The sequence below is a fragment of the Xanthomonas sp. 3075 genome (assembly GCF_014197275.1).
Classification (GTDB): domain Bacteria; phylum Pseudomonadota; class Gammaproteobacteria; order Xanthomonadales; family Xanthomonadaceae; genus Xanthomonas; species Xanthomonas campestris_B.
The window spans coordinates 76,583-91,815 of sequence record NZ_JACIFI010000008.1; the positions used below are offsets into that span (position 1 = coordinate 76,583).

Sequence of the window (15,233 nt, forward strand, 5' to 3'; positions counted from 1 at the left end):
TGCAAGGAATCGGCGTGTATCGTTCGTACACGTCGGTTCCTTCGCGCCGTCCGCACCCACCTGACGACCGCTCGCTCCGTTTTGTTAGCCGCTTCAAGCCCGGCCCTTGCCAATGACCGCCTCCCCCATCGATTTCACTGCATTGCGCGCGGCCTTTGCCGCGCCATTGGATGCGCAGCGTGCAAGCGCGCTGCTGACGCGCTTCGACCGGCATGCACCGCGTCTGCTGGATGCGTTGCACATGCTGTATGGACAGCGCCCCGACTATGCGTCCTGGCTGACGCAATGGCTGGGCGCGCTCGGCACGCGCGCCCAGCAGCGCTCATCTGCACTGCAACAGCTCGACACGACGCGGCAGGCCGGCTGGTTCGGTCAACAACACATGCTGGGCTACAGCGCCTACGTGGACCGCTTCGCCGGCACCTTGCAAGGCGTGGCTGCGCGCGTGCCGTATCTGCAGGAGCTGGGCGTGCGCTATCTGCACCTGCTGCCGTTCCTGCGTGCGCGCGCCGGCGACAACGATGGCGGCTTTGCGGTCAGCGATTACGGCCAGGTCGAACCGAGCCTGGGCAGCAACGACGATCTCATCGCGCTCACCACGCGCCTGCGCGAGGCGGGCATCAGCCTGTGCGCGGATTTCGTACTCAACCATACCGCCGACGATCACGCCTGGGCACAGGCAGCACGCGCAGGCGATGCGCGCTATCTGGACTACTACCACCACTTCGCCGATCGCACCCTGCCCGACCGTTACGAGGCCACGCTGGGCCAGGTCTTCCCGCATACCGCACCCGGCAACTTCACCTGGGTGGACGCCACCGCGCAGTGGATGTGGACCACGTTCTATCCGTATCAATGGGATCTGAACTGGAGCAACCCGGCGGTGTTCGGCGAGATGGCGCTGGCGATGCTGCAGCTGGCCAATCTGGGTGTGGAAGCCTTCCGCCTGGATTCCACCGCGTATCTGTGGAAGCGCACCGGCACCGACTGCATGAACCAGCCCGAGGCGCACACCTTGCTGGTGGCGCTGCGCGCGGTCACCGATATCGTCGCACCGTCGGTGGTGATGAAGGCCGAAGCCATCGTGCCGATGACGCAGCTGCCGCCCTACTTCGGCAGCGATGCGGATCGAGGACACGAATGCCACCTGGCTTATCACAGCACGCTGATGGCGGCCGGTTGGTCGGCATTGGCGCTGCAACGCGGCGATATCCTGCATAACGTCATCGCGCATAGCCCAACGCTGCCGCCCAATTGCGCGTGGCTGAGCTATGTCCGCTGCCATGACGACATCGGCTGGAATGTGCTGCAACACGAAGCGGCCGGCACTGCGGAGCAGCCGCCGTTCGCGTTGCGCGATGTGGCGCGTTTCTACGCCAACGACGTGCCAGGCAGTTATGCGCGCGGGGAGAGCTTCCAAAGCAGCGGCGACGGCGTGCACGGCACCAACGGCATGACCGCCGCGCTTGCCGGCATTCAAGCCGCCCACGCGGCCGGCGATGCGGCGGCATTGGCGACGGCGGTGGATCGCCTGGTGCTGCTCTATGCCATCGCATTGGCGATGCCAGGCGTCCCGTTGATCTACATGGGCGACGAACTCGCCCTGCCAAACGACAACAGCTATCGCAACGACCCGCTACGCCGACACGAAGGTCGGTGGCTGCATCGCCCGGCGATGGATTGGCAGATCGCCGCACAACGCGAGAATGCAGAAAGTGTGAGCGGCAAGGTCTATCGCCGCCTGCATGCATTGATCCAGCAACGCGCCGTACTTCCCGCGCTGGCGGCAGATCAAGCAGTGGGAAGCCTCGCGTTGAGCGACTCACGTCTGTTCGCATTGACGCGTGGCGACCGCTTTATCGCCGTGCACAACTTCAGCGACCGCGCATTGCAAGCACAGCTTCCGATCGGCGCACAGACGCAATGGAAGTTCAGTGCAGCCACGCAATGCGCGACCTCACGCGATGGCGGCGACATCGCGACCGAACCGCTGAGCGCAGGTACACACCTGCAGCTTCCCGCTTACGCAGTGCGATGGCTGGAGCGTTGCTGACCGCAAGCCACAAGCGGACGAACGCACCGGTTTGGTCAAGCCCGGATCGCATCCAGAGCGCGTTTTCCTGTCTGCGAACCTGTTCCAGCCTGCGAACTGACCGCCTCTTGCTTACAAACCGACGGCGCCCATTCTGCAGGCTGAGCTCCCTTCCCCCGCCTGCGGGGGAAGGTGCCCGACAGGGCGGATGGGGGCAGACCCGTCAAGCTCCCAGACTACGAAACGACTTCGCGTCAGCCTACTGCAGGCCGGCTGATCTGCGGCCTGGCTGCAGGGCCCTTGCCCGCCCAGCGTCGCGGGACACGCTGCAAGTACGTCCTTGTAAGCTCTTACGCGGCATCCATGCCGCGTAAGGTCCCGCGACGCTGGGCGGGCAAGGACCAGTCAAGATGGTCGGCATGCATGGGTTTAAACACAGCAACCAGCGGAGTCTCTGGTGCGGTGTCCTCGCCGCTTGCGGGACCGTGTGGCGGCATGGATGCCGCCACCGAGCCCCCAGGGACGGGTTCACGGCGTGTCCCGCGAGCGGTGAGGGCACCGCGCATTCGACCCACTCAGTGTTTGATCTGGACTTCTGACTGCATCCACCAAGATACGGCCGACAAACCACTGCACTCACTGACAGGCGCTCGCCAGGTTTTGTTAGCTGCTCTAAAACCGAAACGCGATCCGCCCAGCTAGCACCCAACATGGGTGTACCCAATGGGTGTACCCACTCCCCCCTTCAACCGCCCATTCCTCAGCGCGCAAGCAACGCCAACAGCGCCTCGGCAGCCTTCTCCGACGACGCCGGATTCTGGCCGGTGACCAACGTGCCATCGGTGACCACATGCACGCCCCAGTCCGCACCCTTTTCGTAGCGGCCGCCGAGTTCGGTCAACACATCCTCGACCAGGAACGGCACGATCTTGGTCAGGCCAACGCCGTCTTCTTCGCCATTGGTGAAGCCGGTGACGCGGCGACCATTGACCAGCGGCTTGCCATCGCTACCCTTGACGCGACGCAGGGCGCCCGGCGCGTGACAGACCAAGCCATGCGGCTTGTTTGCAGCGGCAAATGCTTCGATCAGCGCGATCGAGTGCGCGTCTTCAGCCAGATCCCACAACGGGCCATGGCCACCGGGGTAGAACACCGCATCGAAGTCGTCGGCCTTGACGTCCGCCAGGCGGTGCGTGCTGGACAGTGCCTGCTGCGCATCGACGTCCTGCTTGAAACGCTTGGTGGCCTCTGTCTGAGCGTCGGGCTCGTCGCTCTTGGGGTCCAGCGGCGGCTGGCCGCCCTTGGGCGACACCAGGGTGATCTGCGCGCCTGCATCCTTGAAGACGTAATACGGCGCGGCGAATTCCTCCAGCCAGAAACCGGTCTTCTTGCCGGTATCGCCCAGCTGATCGTGGGAAGTGAGCACCATCAGGATGTTCATCGCATTGCCTCGTGTCATGGCCCATCTTGGGCAAGGCGAGCAGTGTCCGGCTCAACCCGTTGCAGCCTCGTGTAGAACGCGTGGGCACGATGCATACGATTCAGCGGCACCTTGCATGAGACCCGCAATCGCGATCACAACGCAGTCACATTAAACATCCGCATGTCACGTGCGATGACCACGCTACGTCGTGCAGCCGCACCTGGCGGGCGACTGCAGTTGAAGATCTGCCAGCGATGCTCAGACATTCATCGCAGGTGGCTGCAGCTGATCCATGCGAATGCGGTTGGCGAACAACGAGAACGCCAGCATGCCGGCCAGTCCACTGACCCGGCTCACCCAGGGCGGCAACCAGCGCGGTGCGACCAGCACACCACTCTCGAACAACGGCGCAAGGCGCGCCACATCACCCAACGCCATCTTGCCGGCGAACAGATAACGGCACAGCTGCAGCTGGTCGCGCTGCAAGGCATGCCGGAAGAACGTATGCACCGCCACCAGCCCGCGCAGGTACACCGTGTCCTTGGTGAAGGCACCGCCGCCGTGGGTCGGCACGCCGCGGAATACGCGCTGCGCCGAGGAAAAGCTTTCCGCCGCGCTCTGCCCGCCTGCGGTGAAATAGCGGAACACCTCGATGAAGTCCGCACCCGAGCGCGCCATCGCGATCGCTTCGATGCGCAGGCTGATGCGCTTCATGCGTTCGATATCGATGCTGCCGGTGATCTGCTCGGCAAAGGTCGCCAGGCCTTCCTGGGTCGCGGTGGTCCGCGGCGAGGAAATGCCCAGGCTGGGCAGGTGCACCTGCGCGCGCCCGTTGAGCGCGGTCAGCGAATGCACCAGTGCCTCGTGGTGGAACAACTGCGCGCGGTCGTAATCGCTGAAGGTGGCACCGCTGCGCAGGCGGATGCGATGCGCGCCGGCCGCCGCCTTGGCGAGCAGATCGGGGTCCAGCGTGACGGTGATGACGCGCCCTTCGAAGAACGCATCCAGATCGTTCTGCAGCTGCATGCGCAAGGCGGTCGCGGAGACAGGCACCTGCTCTTCGGGCGCCAGCAGTTCGCGGTCCAGCTCCTGCGCAATCTGGATGAAATGCCGCGCCGCCTCGCGCGTGCTCGGGCCGTTGCCCGGCATCGGGTCGTCGGGCACGCCGAACAGCTGCGCCGAGTAATCGCTGACTGCGGGAGTGCCCAGCGATTCCAGCAAGCCGGCGGCCAGGCTCCAGCTATGCGTCGAATCGATCAGGTACGCACCCAGCGGATGATGCGGGTCGGCGTCCTTGGCGATGGCCGCCAGCTCGCGCCGGGTGTCGCCGAAATCCAGCGCCGGGTACTCCACCTGCGGCAACTCCGGCTGCCCACGCGCCACGCTCTGCAGGAACGGCTCCTGCAGCGAGCGCGGCCAGCTGGCCAGCGCAAGCAGGCGCACACCGCGTACGGCCTTGACCAGGCGCGCATCCAGCGTCGCGTGGTGGACGATGTCTGGAGGCCCCTTGCGCGCTGGCATCAGCGCCGTCCGGTGCGATCGACGCTGGCAGGCCGCCGGCCAGATCCCTTGCCACGATTGTTCTGCGCCAGGCGCGTGGCGAGCTTTTCGGCCGCTGCGGCCACTTCCACGCGCAGCTTCATGTAGTTGGCCACCCGCTCCGGATCCAGCGTATCGGCCTCGATCGCCGCACGCACCGCGCAGCCGGGCTCGGCGATATGTGCGCAATCGTTGAAGCGGCATTGCGCTGCCAATGCCTCCACATCGGAGAAACCGCCCTCGGCCAGGTCTTCCTCGCCGGTGGGCTTGAGCTCGCGCATGCCGGGCGTATCGATCAGGCAGGCACCGGACGGCAACGGAATCAACGCACGGTGGGTGGTGGTATGCCGGCCGCGCGAATCGTTCTCTCGCACCGCATTGGTCTTCATTCGCTCCGTGCCGAGCAAGGTATTGGTCAGCGTCGACTTGCCGGCTCCCGACGAGCCCACCAGCACCGCGGTGCGGCCGTCGCCCAGCCACGGCCGCAACGCGGCCACGCTCTCGGGATCCTTGGCATTGACCGCGCGCAGCGGGATGTTCTGCGCCTCCAGCTCCTCCAGCACCGCCAACGCATCCTCGGCGTACTCGGTCTGGTCGGCCTTGGTCAGCACCACCACCGGCTCGGCACCGCCACCACCCACCAGCAACAGATAGCGCTCGATGCGGCGCGGATTGAAGTCCGCATCCAGCCCGCACACGATAAACACCGTATCGATATTGGCCGCGATCACCTGCTGATGGTAATGCTCGCCGGCCGCACCGCGCTTGATCGAGGTGCGCCGCGGCAGCAAGGTCACGATGCGCTTGCCCTCCATCAGCACCCAATCGCCCACCGCCGCCCGCTCATGGCTGGGAAACCGCGGCCGCTGCCACTCCGGCAACGACTCCGCCTTGAGACTGGCCTCCGGCGTATCGGCCACCACATAGCCGGTGCGGTGCTGCTCCACCACCCGCGCCGGCATGGCCTGTGGATGCGCGGCGAAAAGAGCCTGCCAGGCCGGGTCCTCGGCAGGGCCAGGCCAGGGCCAGCCGATGGATTGGAGGGTGGGGTAATCGGGGGACACATTGCTCATGGGACGATTCTAGCCGGCTGGCTGCAGCAGCTTGTGCAATAGCACTCCGCGCAAGGCTTCAAGCGCCTCTTGACATCGTTGCCGATGCAAGCATGTCCGCCTGTCATATTTCCGCTACCATGCCAAGACTCACGCCTACAACCGGCCCGTCGCATGTCCACTGCCCCGCAAAAGCCGCTCGCCATCCGCGAGCGTCTGTCCGAAGTCCGCTACGAAATTCGGGGCGAACTGGCGCGGCGAGCGCGGGAGCTGGAGGCGCAGGGCCGCAAGCTGATCAAGCTCAACATCGGTAACCCGGGCGCGTTCGGGTTCCGGGCACCGGAGCATCTGCAGCGCGCGATCGCCGACGACATGGGCCGCACCGATCCGTACACCCATCAGCAAGGCCTGCCGGAAGCGCGCGAGGCGATCGCCAGCGCGTATGCGCGGCGCCAGCACCCGGACGCGCACCCGGACCGCATTTTCATCGGCAACGGCGTCAGCGAGCTGATCGATCTGTCGCTGCGGGCGCTGCTCAACCCCGGCGACGAAGTGCTGGTGCCCTCGCCCGACTACCCGCTGTGGTCGGCGGCAACCATCCTCAACGATGGCCGCCCGGTGTATTACCGCTGCGCGCCGGAGAACGGCTTCCAGCCGGACCCGGTGGAAATCGAGACGCTGGTGTCCTCGCGCACCCGCGCCATCGTGCTGATCAATCCGAACAATCCCAGCGGCGCCAGTTATTCGCGCGAGTTGCTGGAGCGCATCGTGGCCATCGCCAGCAAGCACAATCTGTTGCTGATGGTCGATGAGATCTACGACCAGGTGCTCTACGACGATGCCGCCTTCGTGCCGGTCGCGCCGCTGGCCGGTGCGCATCCGTGCATCACCTTCAGCGGGCTGAGCAAGGTGCACCGCGCCTGCGGCTGGCGCGTGGGCTGGGCGCTGCTGTCGGGCGAACAGTCGCGCATCAACGACCTGCGTAACGCGATGGACCTGCTTGGCGCCTTGCGCCTATGCGCCAATGTGCCGGGCCAGTACGCCATCGATGCGGCGGTCAACGGGCCGGACACTATTTCCGCGTTGTGCGCGCCCGGTGGCCGCTTGTACGAAACCCGCCGTGCGGTGATCGAGGCCTGTGCGGCCAGCGAGCATCTGCAGCTGGTGGCACCGGCCGGGGCGCTGTACGCATTCCCGGCGGTGGTCGGCGCGGCCGCGCGCAATTTCGACGATCACGCGTTCGCGTTGGATCTGATGAACGAGGAAGGCGTGCTGGTGGTGCCGGGTTCGAGCTTCAATGTGCCGTACCGCCATCACTTCCGCGTGACCTTGATGCCGGAAGCAGCCGTCATGCGCGATGTGTTTGCGCGCATCGACCGTGCACTGGCACGCCGTGCGGAAGCCGTGACCAAGGTGGTACCACTCAAGTCGCGCAGCGTCGCTTGATGGCGGCGCTTGGTACGCCGCTGCGCTATCTGGCGCTGGGCGACTCCTACACCATCGGCGAAGGCGTTGCCCCCGCGCAGCGCTGGCCGATGCAGTTGGTCGATGGCCTGCGTGCCCACGGTTGGAACGTGGCGCCACCGCAAATCATCGCCACCACGGGCTGGACTACCGACGAATTGCAGGCCGGTATCGATGCGGCCGCACCGCAGGGGCCGTTCGATCTGGTGAGCCTGCTGATCGGCGTCAACAACCAATACCGCGGGCGCTCACTGGATGAGTACCGCACCCAGTTCGATGCCCTCTTGCAGCGCGCGATCGCCTTTGCCGACGGCCATGCCGCGCGCGTGCTGGTGCTCTCCATCCCCGATTGGGCGCTGACCCCGTTCGCGCATGCGCAAGGCGGCGATGCAGCGCTGATCGCTGCACAGATCGACGCCTTCAACAGTGTGGCGGCAGAACGTTGCGCAGCGCGCGCCGTGCGGTTTGTCGACATCACCGCCACCAGCCGCGATGGCGGTGACGCCGTCGACATGCTGGTCGACGATGGTCTGCACCCCTCAGGTGCGATGTACGCGCGGTGGACAGCGGTCGCGCTGCCTGCTGCGCGCGATGCGCTGGGCGCTGTCGGTACGCTTGAGACGAGGCATGAGACCCTATGAAACTCGGTATTTCGGAAGCATTCCGAAGATACGGAGCAACGCTCAAGAACGTTAACTGGTCCGTCAGCTCGTGGACGGACGAAAGAACTTTGGTGGTGAGTCTCTGGGACCATCACCATCTCAAAAATTATGGCGTGGGAATTCTGGCATTCGGGGACCAATTTGATCGTTGGTCCGGGCCGGGCAACACTGAATTTCGTGCCAACGTGACCCGCGCTTATGAACAAGAATCGACGGTCCGCCTGGTCCTCGCTCGTGCTCTGGAACCGGACCGCGTCCAACGGGGCGAGGATGGCAGCAAAATCCCAAAAACGTTCGCTGTCCGCGATGACGTGATCGGCCGGGTAGCGAATATCAGCGGAGAGACCTATGTCATCGAGTTCCGCAGACCAGCAAGCCAAGCGCTCTCAAACGCTGAATAACCAGAGAAATGACGCTGAATCTTTGTCGCATTTCCGCCACATGCGACAGCGTTGAGTTGGGGAGAGACAACGACATCTGCGGCCGATGCTGCCAGTGCTTGGCACCCCGATATTTCCTGAAATAGCGCAGTCGAGCCTGGACCAGTGACGCGACCCACCCAACCGGCCCTACCCCAATCAGCCCGACAAGCCCTAAGCTAGCCGCGCAGCACGCCTGATTGCCAAGGAACGACATTGCACAGCACCGCCACCCAACCGATGAGCCGCGCGCAGGCGCTGGCGATCGCACGCGCTTTTTTGCCCAAGCATCCGCTCGGCAACCGCTACGATTACTACTACACGCAGGCCAAGCTGCGCACCGACCCGTTGTACCCCGGTGTGCTGGCCGAGCTGCGCAGTACCACTGCGCCGGTCCTGGATCTGGGCTGCGGGCTGGGCTTGCTGGCGCATGCATTACGCGCAGACGGCCAGGCGCTGACGTATCACGGCGTGGATGTGGATGCGTCCAAGATCCGCCGCGCGCAGCACATCGCGCAACGCTCGAATTTGGGCGATACCAAGTTCGAAGTGGTCGATCTGAGCATCGCGTGGCCGCAGCATCAGGGCAGCGTCACCATCCTGGATGTGCTGCAGTATCTGCAGTCGGACATGCAGGCCAGTCTGCTGCGCAGCGTGGCGCAGATGCTCACACCCGGCGCCAAACTGGTCATTCGCAGTGCATTGGGCGATGCCAGCAGCCGTGGCCGCACCAGCCGCGTCACCGACGTGCTGGCGCACCTGAGCGGCTGGATGCAGCGCATGCCGCGTAGCTATCCCACTCGCGACAGCCTGCAGGCACATCTCGAAGCCGCCGGCCTACGCGCGACGTTTGCGCCGCTGTATGGCAACACGCCGTTCAACAACTGGTTGATCGTGGCCGAGCCGCGCTGAGCCGCTGCGCGAAGCGCTTTGTTCGATTGGGAGCGGCTAACAAAACGTAGCGAGCAGTCTTCAGGCGGGTGCGGACGGCGCGGAGGAACCGGTGTGTACGCGTGGTACATGCTGCACCCAGCACCGGCCGCGCAGTCGTTCTAACAGCCGCTCTTGACGTTATGTAGATGGTCCCAAGCTGCGTTGGTCGAGTGCGGCGCCCTCACCGCTCGCGGGACACGCCGTAAATCCGTCCGTGGAGGCTCGGTGGCGGCATCCATGCCGCCACACGGTCCCGCAATCGGTGAGGACACCGCACCAGAGAGTTCGCTGGTTGCTTTGTTGAAAGCCATGCACACCGACCATCTCGACCGTCCCTTGCCCGCCCACCGTCGCAGACCTTTTGCGGCATGGATGCCGCCAGCGGCTGGCGCCTTGAGCAAAATCAGAACTTCCAGGACACCGTCAGCTCCACATCGCGCGGGTCGCCGTAGATCAGCTGACTCTGGTAGACGATGTTGGCGTAATACGTGCGATCGAACAGATTGCGCACGTTGAGTTGCGCCGACCACGCCTGGTTGATGTCGTAACGCGCCATTGCGTTGGCCAACACCACGCTGCCCTGATTCAAACGCACGGTATTGCCCTGCGGTCCGGCCATCAATTCGTGGATCGCCGACTGCCAGCTCAGGCCACCACCAACGCGCCACGGGCCGGTCTGCCAGCTGGTGAACAGCGTGGCTTCGCGACGCGGGCTGGTTGGGTTCACATCGACGCCGCTGGCATCGTTGGCATCGAACTGGGCAAAACCAAAGGCAATGCGCCATTGCTCGGAGAGCTCGCCATCGAGCTGGAATTCCACACCCTGGCTGACCGTACCCTTCGCCGCCACGTACGCCTGATCGGTGGTACCAGGCACCAGCTGACCCGGGTCGTTGACCGCCAGGTTGTCCTGCTCGATACGGAACAGCGCCAGCGCCGCATTGAGCTGGCCGCCGAGGTATTGCCCCTTCGCACCGATCTCGTAGCTATTGCCTTCCAGCGGAGCGATGGTGCGCCCGCTGCGGTCGCGATTGTTCTGCGGTTTGAAGATGCCGGTGTAGCTGGCGTAGAGCGAATGGTGGTCGTCCACATCGAAGATCAGGCCGGCGTAGGGCGTGGTCCGGCCGCGGCGTTCATAGGTGTTGGCCGGCAACAGTTGATCGGTGTTCTTCCAGTCGGTGACGCGTGCGCCGATGATGGCCTTGAGCGAATCGGTCAGGTTGAAACGGCCTGCCGCGTAGGCGGCCACCTGGCGCACATCGCGCTCTTCGCCTTTCGCCAATGCGGTCCATTGCGGCTGCGCCATGGTGCCGGTCCAGGCGTACACGCTCTCGGCAGTCAGGGGCTGCAGCGGTGCGTTGGACCAGCTGCGCACGTTGCGGTTCATCCAGGTGGCGCCGGCCACCACTTCATGCTCGCGGCCCCACAGCTGCAGCGGCATCCTGAGGTAGGCATCCAGACTATTTTGCGCATTGAGCGCGGGGTAGCGCCCGCCAGAATTGCTTTCAAGGCCCAAGCCGGTGTCCCTGTCCGGATAGTCCAGGTAGCCGAACAGCACCGATTTCCAATCGGCTTCGAAGCGCTGATGCGAATACTCCACATGCAGCTGCGCACCGTTGTCGAAGCGATGGGTCAGCCCGGCGAAGGCATTGGTGGTATCGGCCACGCCGCGCGCCCAGCGCGGAGTGAACGAATCCGAGCGCGCGAAATCGGTGCGACCGCCATCGCTGAAGTAAGCCGGCACACCGCCCCAAGTGGTGCCCCGGCCGTCGTTGCGTTGCTTGTTGATGCCGATGTAGCCACTGGTGGCATCGCTGAAATCGGCATCGACGATGCCGTAGAACAGCGACGACTGCTTGCTGTAGTAATCGCGGAACGACTGCTTGTCTTCATAGCTGGCCACCACGCGGCCACGCACGTTGCCGGCGGCATTCAATGGCGACTGCAGATCGACAGTGCCGCGATAGCGGTCCCAACGCCCAGCCGACAGATCGACCCGGCCAGTGAACACATCGCTGTTGGCATGTTTGCGTACCAGGTCGATGGAGGCGGCCGGGCTGCCCGCGCCGGAGGTAAGGCCATTAGCGCCCCGGACGATCTCGACCCGGTCGTAGATGGCCATGTTCTGCTGCACATCGCCGGTGTAATCGACGGGAATGCCATCGATGCGGTAGTAGTCCACCTCGAAGCCGCGCGCACTGATGTAGGTGCGCTCGGTGTCCCAGGTCGGCGAGTTGAAACCGGCCACGGTATCGGTCACGTCCTGCAGCGATTGCAGATTGCGGTCGGCGATCTGCTGGCGGGTCACCACCACCACCGACTGCGGGGTGTCGCGCAGCGACAGCTCCAGCTTGGTCGAACTGCGCGCGACATCGGCCGTGTAGGAGTCGGTGCCTTCGGTGGCGGCGCCGCGATGCGCCTCGATCTGCAGGCGGTCCAGATCGACCGGATCGCGCGCGCTCGACTGCGCCATCACAGACAACGGCCATGCACAGGCCAGGGCCAGCAAGGAGTACGACAGACGGGCGGGCGACGGGCGGAAATCCGCACGCACAACAGCGCGCGCAGGGACGATGCGATAGGACATGGGGTCAGCCTCAAGAGCAAAAATAATGCCGTCGGTGACGGCTGGTGAGGCTGGCGTGGCAGCGCCATGAACAGGCGCGCACCATTTGCTGGCTGGGGCGCATGTTCGATCCACGTTAAATCGCTGTCAATACATGCGTGGATTACAGGTTCGGTCGACCCTCGATCATTTCCAGCCATGTTGCACGCGGCAACGACCACACAGGCAGACGCAGCGCTCCACACCCCGACGCTGCCGCCATCGGCCTACGGCATCACGCCGGGCCGGCCAGGCTCCGTTCGCAGGCACTCAATCCGGACGCTGTCCCACCAGCCCCCGCTCCCGCATCGCCTCCAGCACGCCACGCAGGATGGTGAGGTTGTGCCCGTGCGCGGCGCCTTCGTGCAGCAGGACGATCGCGCCGGGACGCAGGTCGCGCACGATGCGGGCGATGGTGGCATCCGGCTCGCAGCGCACACCATCGAAGCCGCGCGCGCTCCAGGCCACGCGGGTCAGCCCATGCGCACGCAACGGCGAGGCCACGAAAGGATTGGTCATGCCCACCACCGAGCGATACAGCCGTGGCGCCTGTCCGGTGATGGTGGCCAGCACGCGCTGCGTCTTGCCGATTTCCTGCGCCATGCGGCACGGCCCCAGCGCCCAGAACCAGGCCTGCGGGTGACTGTGGCTGTGGTTGCCGATCCCGTGCCCGCGCCGCACCATCTCGCGCACCAGCTCAGGCCGCTGCTCGGCGCGTGCGCCGACCACGAAGAACGTGGCCTTGGCTGCGTAGGCGTCCAGCAGGTCCAGGATGGCCGGGGTGTCGTCGGACGGTCCGTCATCGATGGTCAGCCAGACCTGCGGTGCGCGGCCCGGCAGGCGTGCCAGCACCGGCGCGTACAGGCGCGCGCGCGGCAGGAACACCGGCACCACGAACAAGGCGTGCGACAACAACAGCCCCGACACCCCCCAGACCCAGCCCAGCTGCCACCACAGCAGTGCGACCGCCGCCTGCGAGAGGGCCAGCCAGACGATCCAGCGGTAGGGATGCGCGGGAATGCGATACAGCGTTTGCAGCGTGGTCATACCGCATGATGCCATGCGGCGTAGAATGGGCGGACTCCACGTTCTGACTGAAGTGCTGCCATGTCCCTCGATCCCGCCCTGCGTTCCCGTATCGATACGCTGCTGCAATCCAGCCGCGTGGTGCTCTTCATGAAAGGCCAGCCCGGCATGCCGCAGTGCGGTTTTTCGGCCAAGGCGGTCGGTGTGCTGGATGGTCTGGGCATCGACTATGCCCACGTCAACGTGCTGGCCGACCAGGAAATCCGCGAAGGCATCAAGGCCTATGGCGATTGGCCGACCATTCCCCAGCTGTACGTGGACGGCGAGCTGGTCGGCGGCAGCGACATCATTTTGCAGATGGCCGACAGCGGCGAACTGAGCAGCATGCTCGGCCTGCAGGCGCCAGACCGGACTCCGCCCAAGATCACCATCACCCCGGCGGCGGTCGAAATGCTCAAGGGCGCACTGGCCGACGCGCCGGATGCATCGCTGACGTTGTCCATCGATGCCAACTTCCAGCCGAATTTCCAGCTGGCGCCGACCAACCCGAACGCCATCGCGGCCGAATCCAATGGTCTGCGCGTGCAGTTCGACCTGGCCAGCGCACGCCGCGCCGATGGCATCACCATCGACTGGGTGGACGATATCCGTGGCCGTGGCCTGGCCATCGACAACCCGAATGCGCCCAAGCCGGTGCAGGAACTGTCGGTGCGCGATGCGGACGACCGCCTCAAGGCCGGCACCCTGACCCTGGTGGACGTGCGCCCGGCCGACGAGCGTGCGCTGGCCTCGGTCGCTGCCCCGTTCCGCACGCTGGATGCGCACGAGCGTGCCGCCATCGAACAGTTGCCCAAGGACACCCCGCTGGCGTTCCTGTGCCACCGTGGCGGGCGCAGCCTGCAAGCGGCCGAGCACTTCCGCGGCCTGGGCTTCAGCAACGTCTACAACGTCACCGGCGGCATCGATGCCTGGTCGGACGAGGTGGACAACGGCGTGGCGAAATACTGAGCAAGACAGCCACTACGCAGCGGTACTGACTTGGCTGGCGCTGCGCTGTTCGGGAACTGTGTTGTGCCGGTTTAGCGCTCTGGTGTTCGGCAGTGGGTCGCGGGTGCGGTGTCCCCGCTACTCTCGCGGGACATGCCGTCAATCCGTCCATGGCGGCTCCGTGGCGACATCCATGCCGCCACAGGGTTCCGCAAGCGTCGTGCACACCGCACCAGCGATTTTGCTGGCCGCTTTGTTGAAAACCATGCACACCGACCATCTCCACTGGTCCTCGTCCGCCCACCGTCGCTGGACATCATGCGGCATGGATGCCGCACAAGCGCCTGCATGGACGGATTGACGGCGTGTCCCGCGACGGTGGGCGGGCAAGGGCCCTGCAGCCAAAATACGGATCAGCCGCCCTGCAGCCGAAGTAGCAGCCTCCGATCGGCGCAAAACTGCCAGCGCCCCTTACCCGGCAAACCCACCGTCATCGAGAAACTGCTGTTCTTCAGCAGTGGTCTCACGCCCCAACACCGCATTGCGATGCGGGAAGCGCCCGAAGCGCTGAATGATCTGCTGATGTTCCACTGCCCAATGGGTGGTTTCGGCATCGTCCAGCGCGGTGATGAGCTGCACCGCGCGCGCCTGCTCGTGCAGATCTTCCGCATGCTCGAACGGCAGGTAGAAGAACAATCGCAATTGCGCGGAAACCTGTTGATCGAAACCGTCGGCTACCGCCTGTTTGGCGTAATGCAGCGCCAGGCCGTCGGTGGCGTAGGAATGCGCGCTGCCGCGAAAGGCATTCCGTGGAAACTGGTCGAGCAGGATCAGCAAGGCCAGCGCATCTTCGGCACGTTCCATCCAGTGCGCATACTCGCCGCGCGCCGCAGCGAAATGCTGCTCGCTGAAATGCTGGCGAAAGTTGGCGTCGAACGCATCGTTGTGGGTGAACCACCGGGCCGAACCGGCCAGTTCCCAGAAAGCCAACACCACATCGGCCTGCTTGTTGCGCTCTGATTTGGCGATCATCGACATCTCCCCTGACGAATAGGGCATAGCATGCACCCGCGTGTGTGATGAGGCCGCCG

The 15,233-nt window shown here is 65.0% G+C and carries 12 protein-coding genes and 2 other RNA genes; 7 read left to right on the forward strand and 7 right to left on the reverse strand.

The window, feature by feature from the left end:
- Positions 1-14: 14 nt before the first annotated feature.
- Together GGR62_RS09535 and GGR62_RS09540 are read left to right on the forward strand one after the other, a co-directional pair.
- Positions 15-90: non-coding RNA, sX9 sRNA (locus GGR62_RS09535), on the forward strand.
- Positions 91-112: 22 nt separating this feature from the next.
- The gene (locus GGR62_RS09540; RefSeq protein ID WP_184407665.1) at positions 113-2,053 is read left to right on the forward strand and encodes an alpha-amylase family protein; all 1,941 of its coding nucleotides are present in this window, start codon (positions 113-115) and stop codon (positions 2,051-2,053) included.
- A gap of 739 nt (positions 2,054-2,792) precedes the next feature.
- On the opposite strand, the gene GGR62_RS09545 is transcribed toward GGR62_RS09540, so the two are convergent.
- The 3 genes from GGR62_RS09545 to rsgA form a co-directional block, all read right to left on the reverse strand.
- Positions 2,793-3,473: a type 1 glutamine amidotransferase domain-containing protein gene (locus GGR62_RS09545; protein WP_184407760.1), complete on the reverse strand. Its 681-nt coding sequence runs from the start codon at positions 3,471-3,473 to the stop codon at positions 2,793-2,795.
- A 240-nt stretch (positions 3,474-3,713) separates the two neighbouring features.
- Positions 3,714-4,976, reverse strand: a complete 1,263-nt coding sequence (locus GGR62_RS09550; protein ID WP_184407666.1) for a flavohemoglobin expression-modulating QEGLA motif protein — start codon at positions 4,974-4,976, stop codon at positions 3,714-3,716.
- Positions 4,976-6,067 carry a ribosome small subunit-dependent GTPase A gene (gene rsgA, locus GGR62_RS09555; protein WP_184407667.1) on the reverse strand — a complete coding sequence of 364 codons (1,092 nt, stop codon included), beginning with the start codon at positions 6,065-6,067 and terminating at the stop codon, positions 4,976-4,978. Before rsgA ends, GGR62_RS09550 begins: the two co-directional genes overlap by 1 nt.
- A 153-nt stretch (positions 6,068-6,220) precedes the next feature.
- On the opposite strand from rsgA, the gene GGR62_RS09560 reads away from it, so the two are divergent.
- From GGR62_RS09560 to GGR62_RS09575, 4 genes are all read left to right on the forward strand, one after another.
- Entirely contained in the window at positions 6,221-7,492 is a 1,272-nt protein-coding gene (locus tag GGR62_RS09560; RefSeq protein WP_184407668.1) for a pyridoxal phosphate-dependent aminotransferase, read from the forward strand.
- Complete coding sequence (locus GGR62_RS09565) at positions 7,492-8,151, forward strand: SGNH/GDSL hydrolase family protein (RefSeq protein ID WP_184407669.1); 660 nt, start codon at positions 7,492-7,494, stop codon at positions 8,149-8,151. The genes GGR62_RS09560 and GGR62_RS09565 overlap by 1 nt, the downstream gene beginning before the upstream one ends.
- A complete protein-coding gene (locus GGR62_RS09570; RefSeq protein WP_184407670.1) occupies positions 8,148-8,573 on the forward strand; it encodes a hypothetical protein in 426 nt (141 codons plus the stop codon). Before GGR62_RS09565 ends, GGR62_RS09570 begins: the two co-directional genes overlap by 4 nt.
- Positions 8,574-8,831: 258 nt before the next feature.
- Complete coding sequence (locus GGR62_RS09575; protein ID WP_184407761.1) at positions 8,832-9,503, forward strand: methyltransferase; 672 nt, start codon at positions 8,832-8,834, stop codon at positions 9,501-9,503.
- A 34-nt stretch (positions 9,504-9,537) separates the two neighbouring features.
- Here GGR62_RS09575 and GGR62_RS09580 read toward each other — a convergent pair.
- From GGR62_RS09580 to GGR62_RS09590, 3 genes are all read right to left on the reverse strand, one after another.
- Positions 9,538-9,613: non-coding RNA, sX9 sRNA (locus GGR62_RS09580), on the reverse strand.
- 314 nt (positions 9,614-9,927) lie between these two features.
- The gene (locus GGR62_RS09585) at positions 9,928-12,111 is read right to left on the reverse strand and encodes a TonB-dependent siderophore receptor (RefSeq protein ID WP_184407671.1); all 2,184 of its coding nucleotides are present in this window, start codon (positions 12,109-12,111) and stop codon (positions 9,928-9,930) included.
- Positions 12,112-12,399: 288 nt separating this feature from the next.
- Positions 12,400-13,191, reverse strand: coding sequence for a polysaccharide deacetylase family protein (locus GGR62_RS09590; protein ID WP_184407672.1), 792 nt, complete (start codon positions 13,189-13,191; stop codon positions 12,400-12,402).
- A gap of 45 nt (positions 13,192-13,236) precedes the next feature.
- Here GGR62_RS09590 and grxD point away from each other — a divergent pair, with 45 nt between their 5' ends.
- Complete coding sequence (grxD, locus tag GGR62_RS09595) at positions 13,237-14,163, forward strand: Grx4 family monothiol glutaredoxin (RefSeq protein ID WP_184407673.1); 927 nt, start codon at positions 13,237-13,239, stop codon at positions 14,161-14,163.
- 450 nt (positions 14,164-14,613) lie between these two features.
- Here grxD and GGR62_RS09600 read toward each other — a convergent pair whose 3' ends face one another.
- On the reverse strand, positions 14,614-15,180 hold the full coding sequence (locus tag GGR62_RS09600; protein WP_184407762.1) for a DUF924 family protein: 567 nt from the start codon (positions 15,178-15,180) through the stop codon (positions 14,614-14,616).
- Positions 15,181-15,233: the final 53 nt, after the last annotated feature.

Bases quoted from the DNA above. Each gene is read 5' to 3' on its own strand.
- GGR62_RS09585 (WP_184407671.1), bottom strand. From the start codon at position 12,111: ATGTCCTATCGCATCGTCCCTGCGCGCGCTGTTGTGCGTGCGGATTTC.
- GGR62_RS09565 (WP_184407669.1), top strand. From the start codon at position 7,492: ATGGCGGCGCTTGGTACGCCGCTGCGCTATCTGGCGCTGGGCGACTCC.
- grxD (WP_184407673.1), top strand. From the start codon at position 13,237: ATGTCCCTCGATCCCGCCCTGCGTTCCCGTATCGATACGCTGCTGCAA.
- GGR62_RS09600 (WP_184407762.1), bottom strand. From the start codon at position 15,180: ATGTCGATGATCGCCAAATCAGAGCGCAACAAGCAGGCCGATGTGGTG.
- GGR62_RS09540 (WP_184407665.1), top strand. From the start codon at position 113: ATGACCGCCTCCCCCATCGATTTCACTGCATTGCGCGCGGCCTTTGCC.
- GGR62_RS09560 (WP_184407668.1), top strand. From the start codon at position 6,221: ATGTCCACTGCCCCGCAAAAGCCGCTCGCCATCCGCGAGCGTCTGTCC.
- GGR62_RS09570 (WP_184407670.1), top strand. From the start codon at position 8,148: ATGAAACTCGGTATTTCGGAAGCATTCCGAAGATACGGAGCAACGCTC.
- GGR62_RS09545 (WP_184407760.1), bottom strand. From the start codon at position 3,473: ATGAACATCCTGATGGTGCTCACTTCCCACGATCAGCTGGGCGATACC.
- GGR62_RS09590 (WP_184407672.1), bottom strand. From the start codon at position 13,191: ATGGCATCATGCGGTATGACCACGCTGCAAACGCTGTATCGCATTCCC.
- rsgA (WP_184407667.1), bottom strand. From the start codon at position 6,067: ATGAGCAATGTGTCCCCCGATTACCCCACCCTCCAATCCATCGGCTGG.
- GGR62_RS09550 (WP_184407666.1), bottom strand. From the start codon at position 4,976: ATGCCAGCGCGCAAGGGGCCTCCAGACATCGTCCACCACGCGACGCTG.
- GGR62_RS09575 (WP_184407761.1), top strand. From the start codon at position 8,832: ATGAGCCGCGCGCAGGCGCTGGCGATCGCACGCGCTTTTTTGCCCAAG.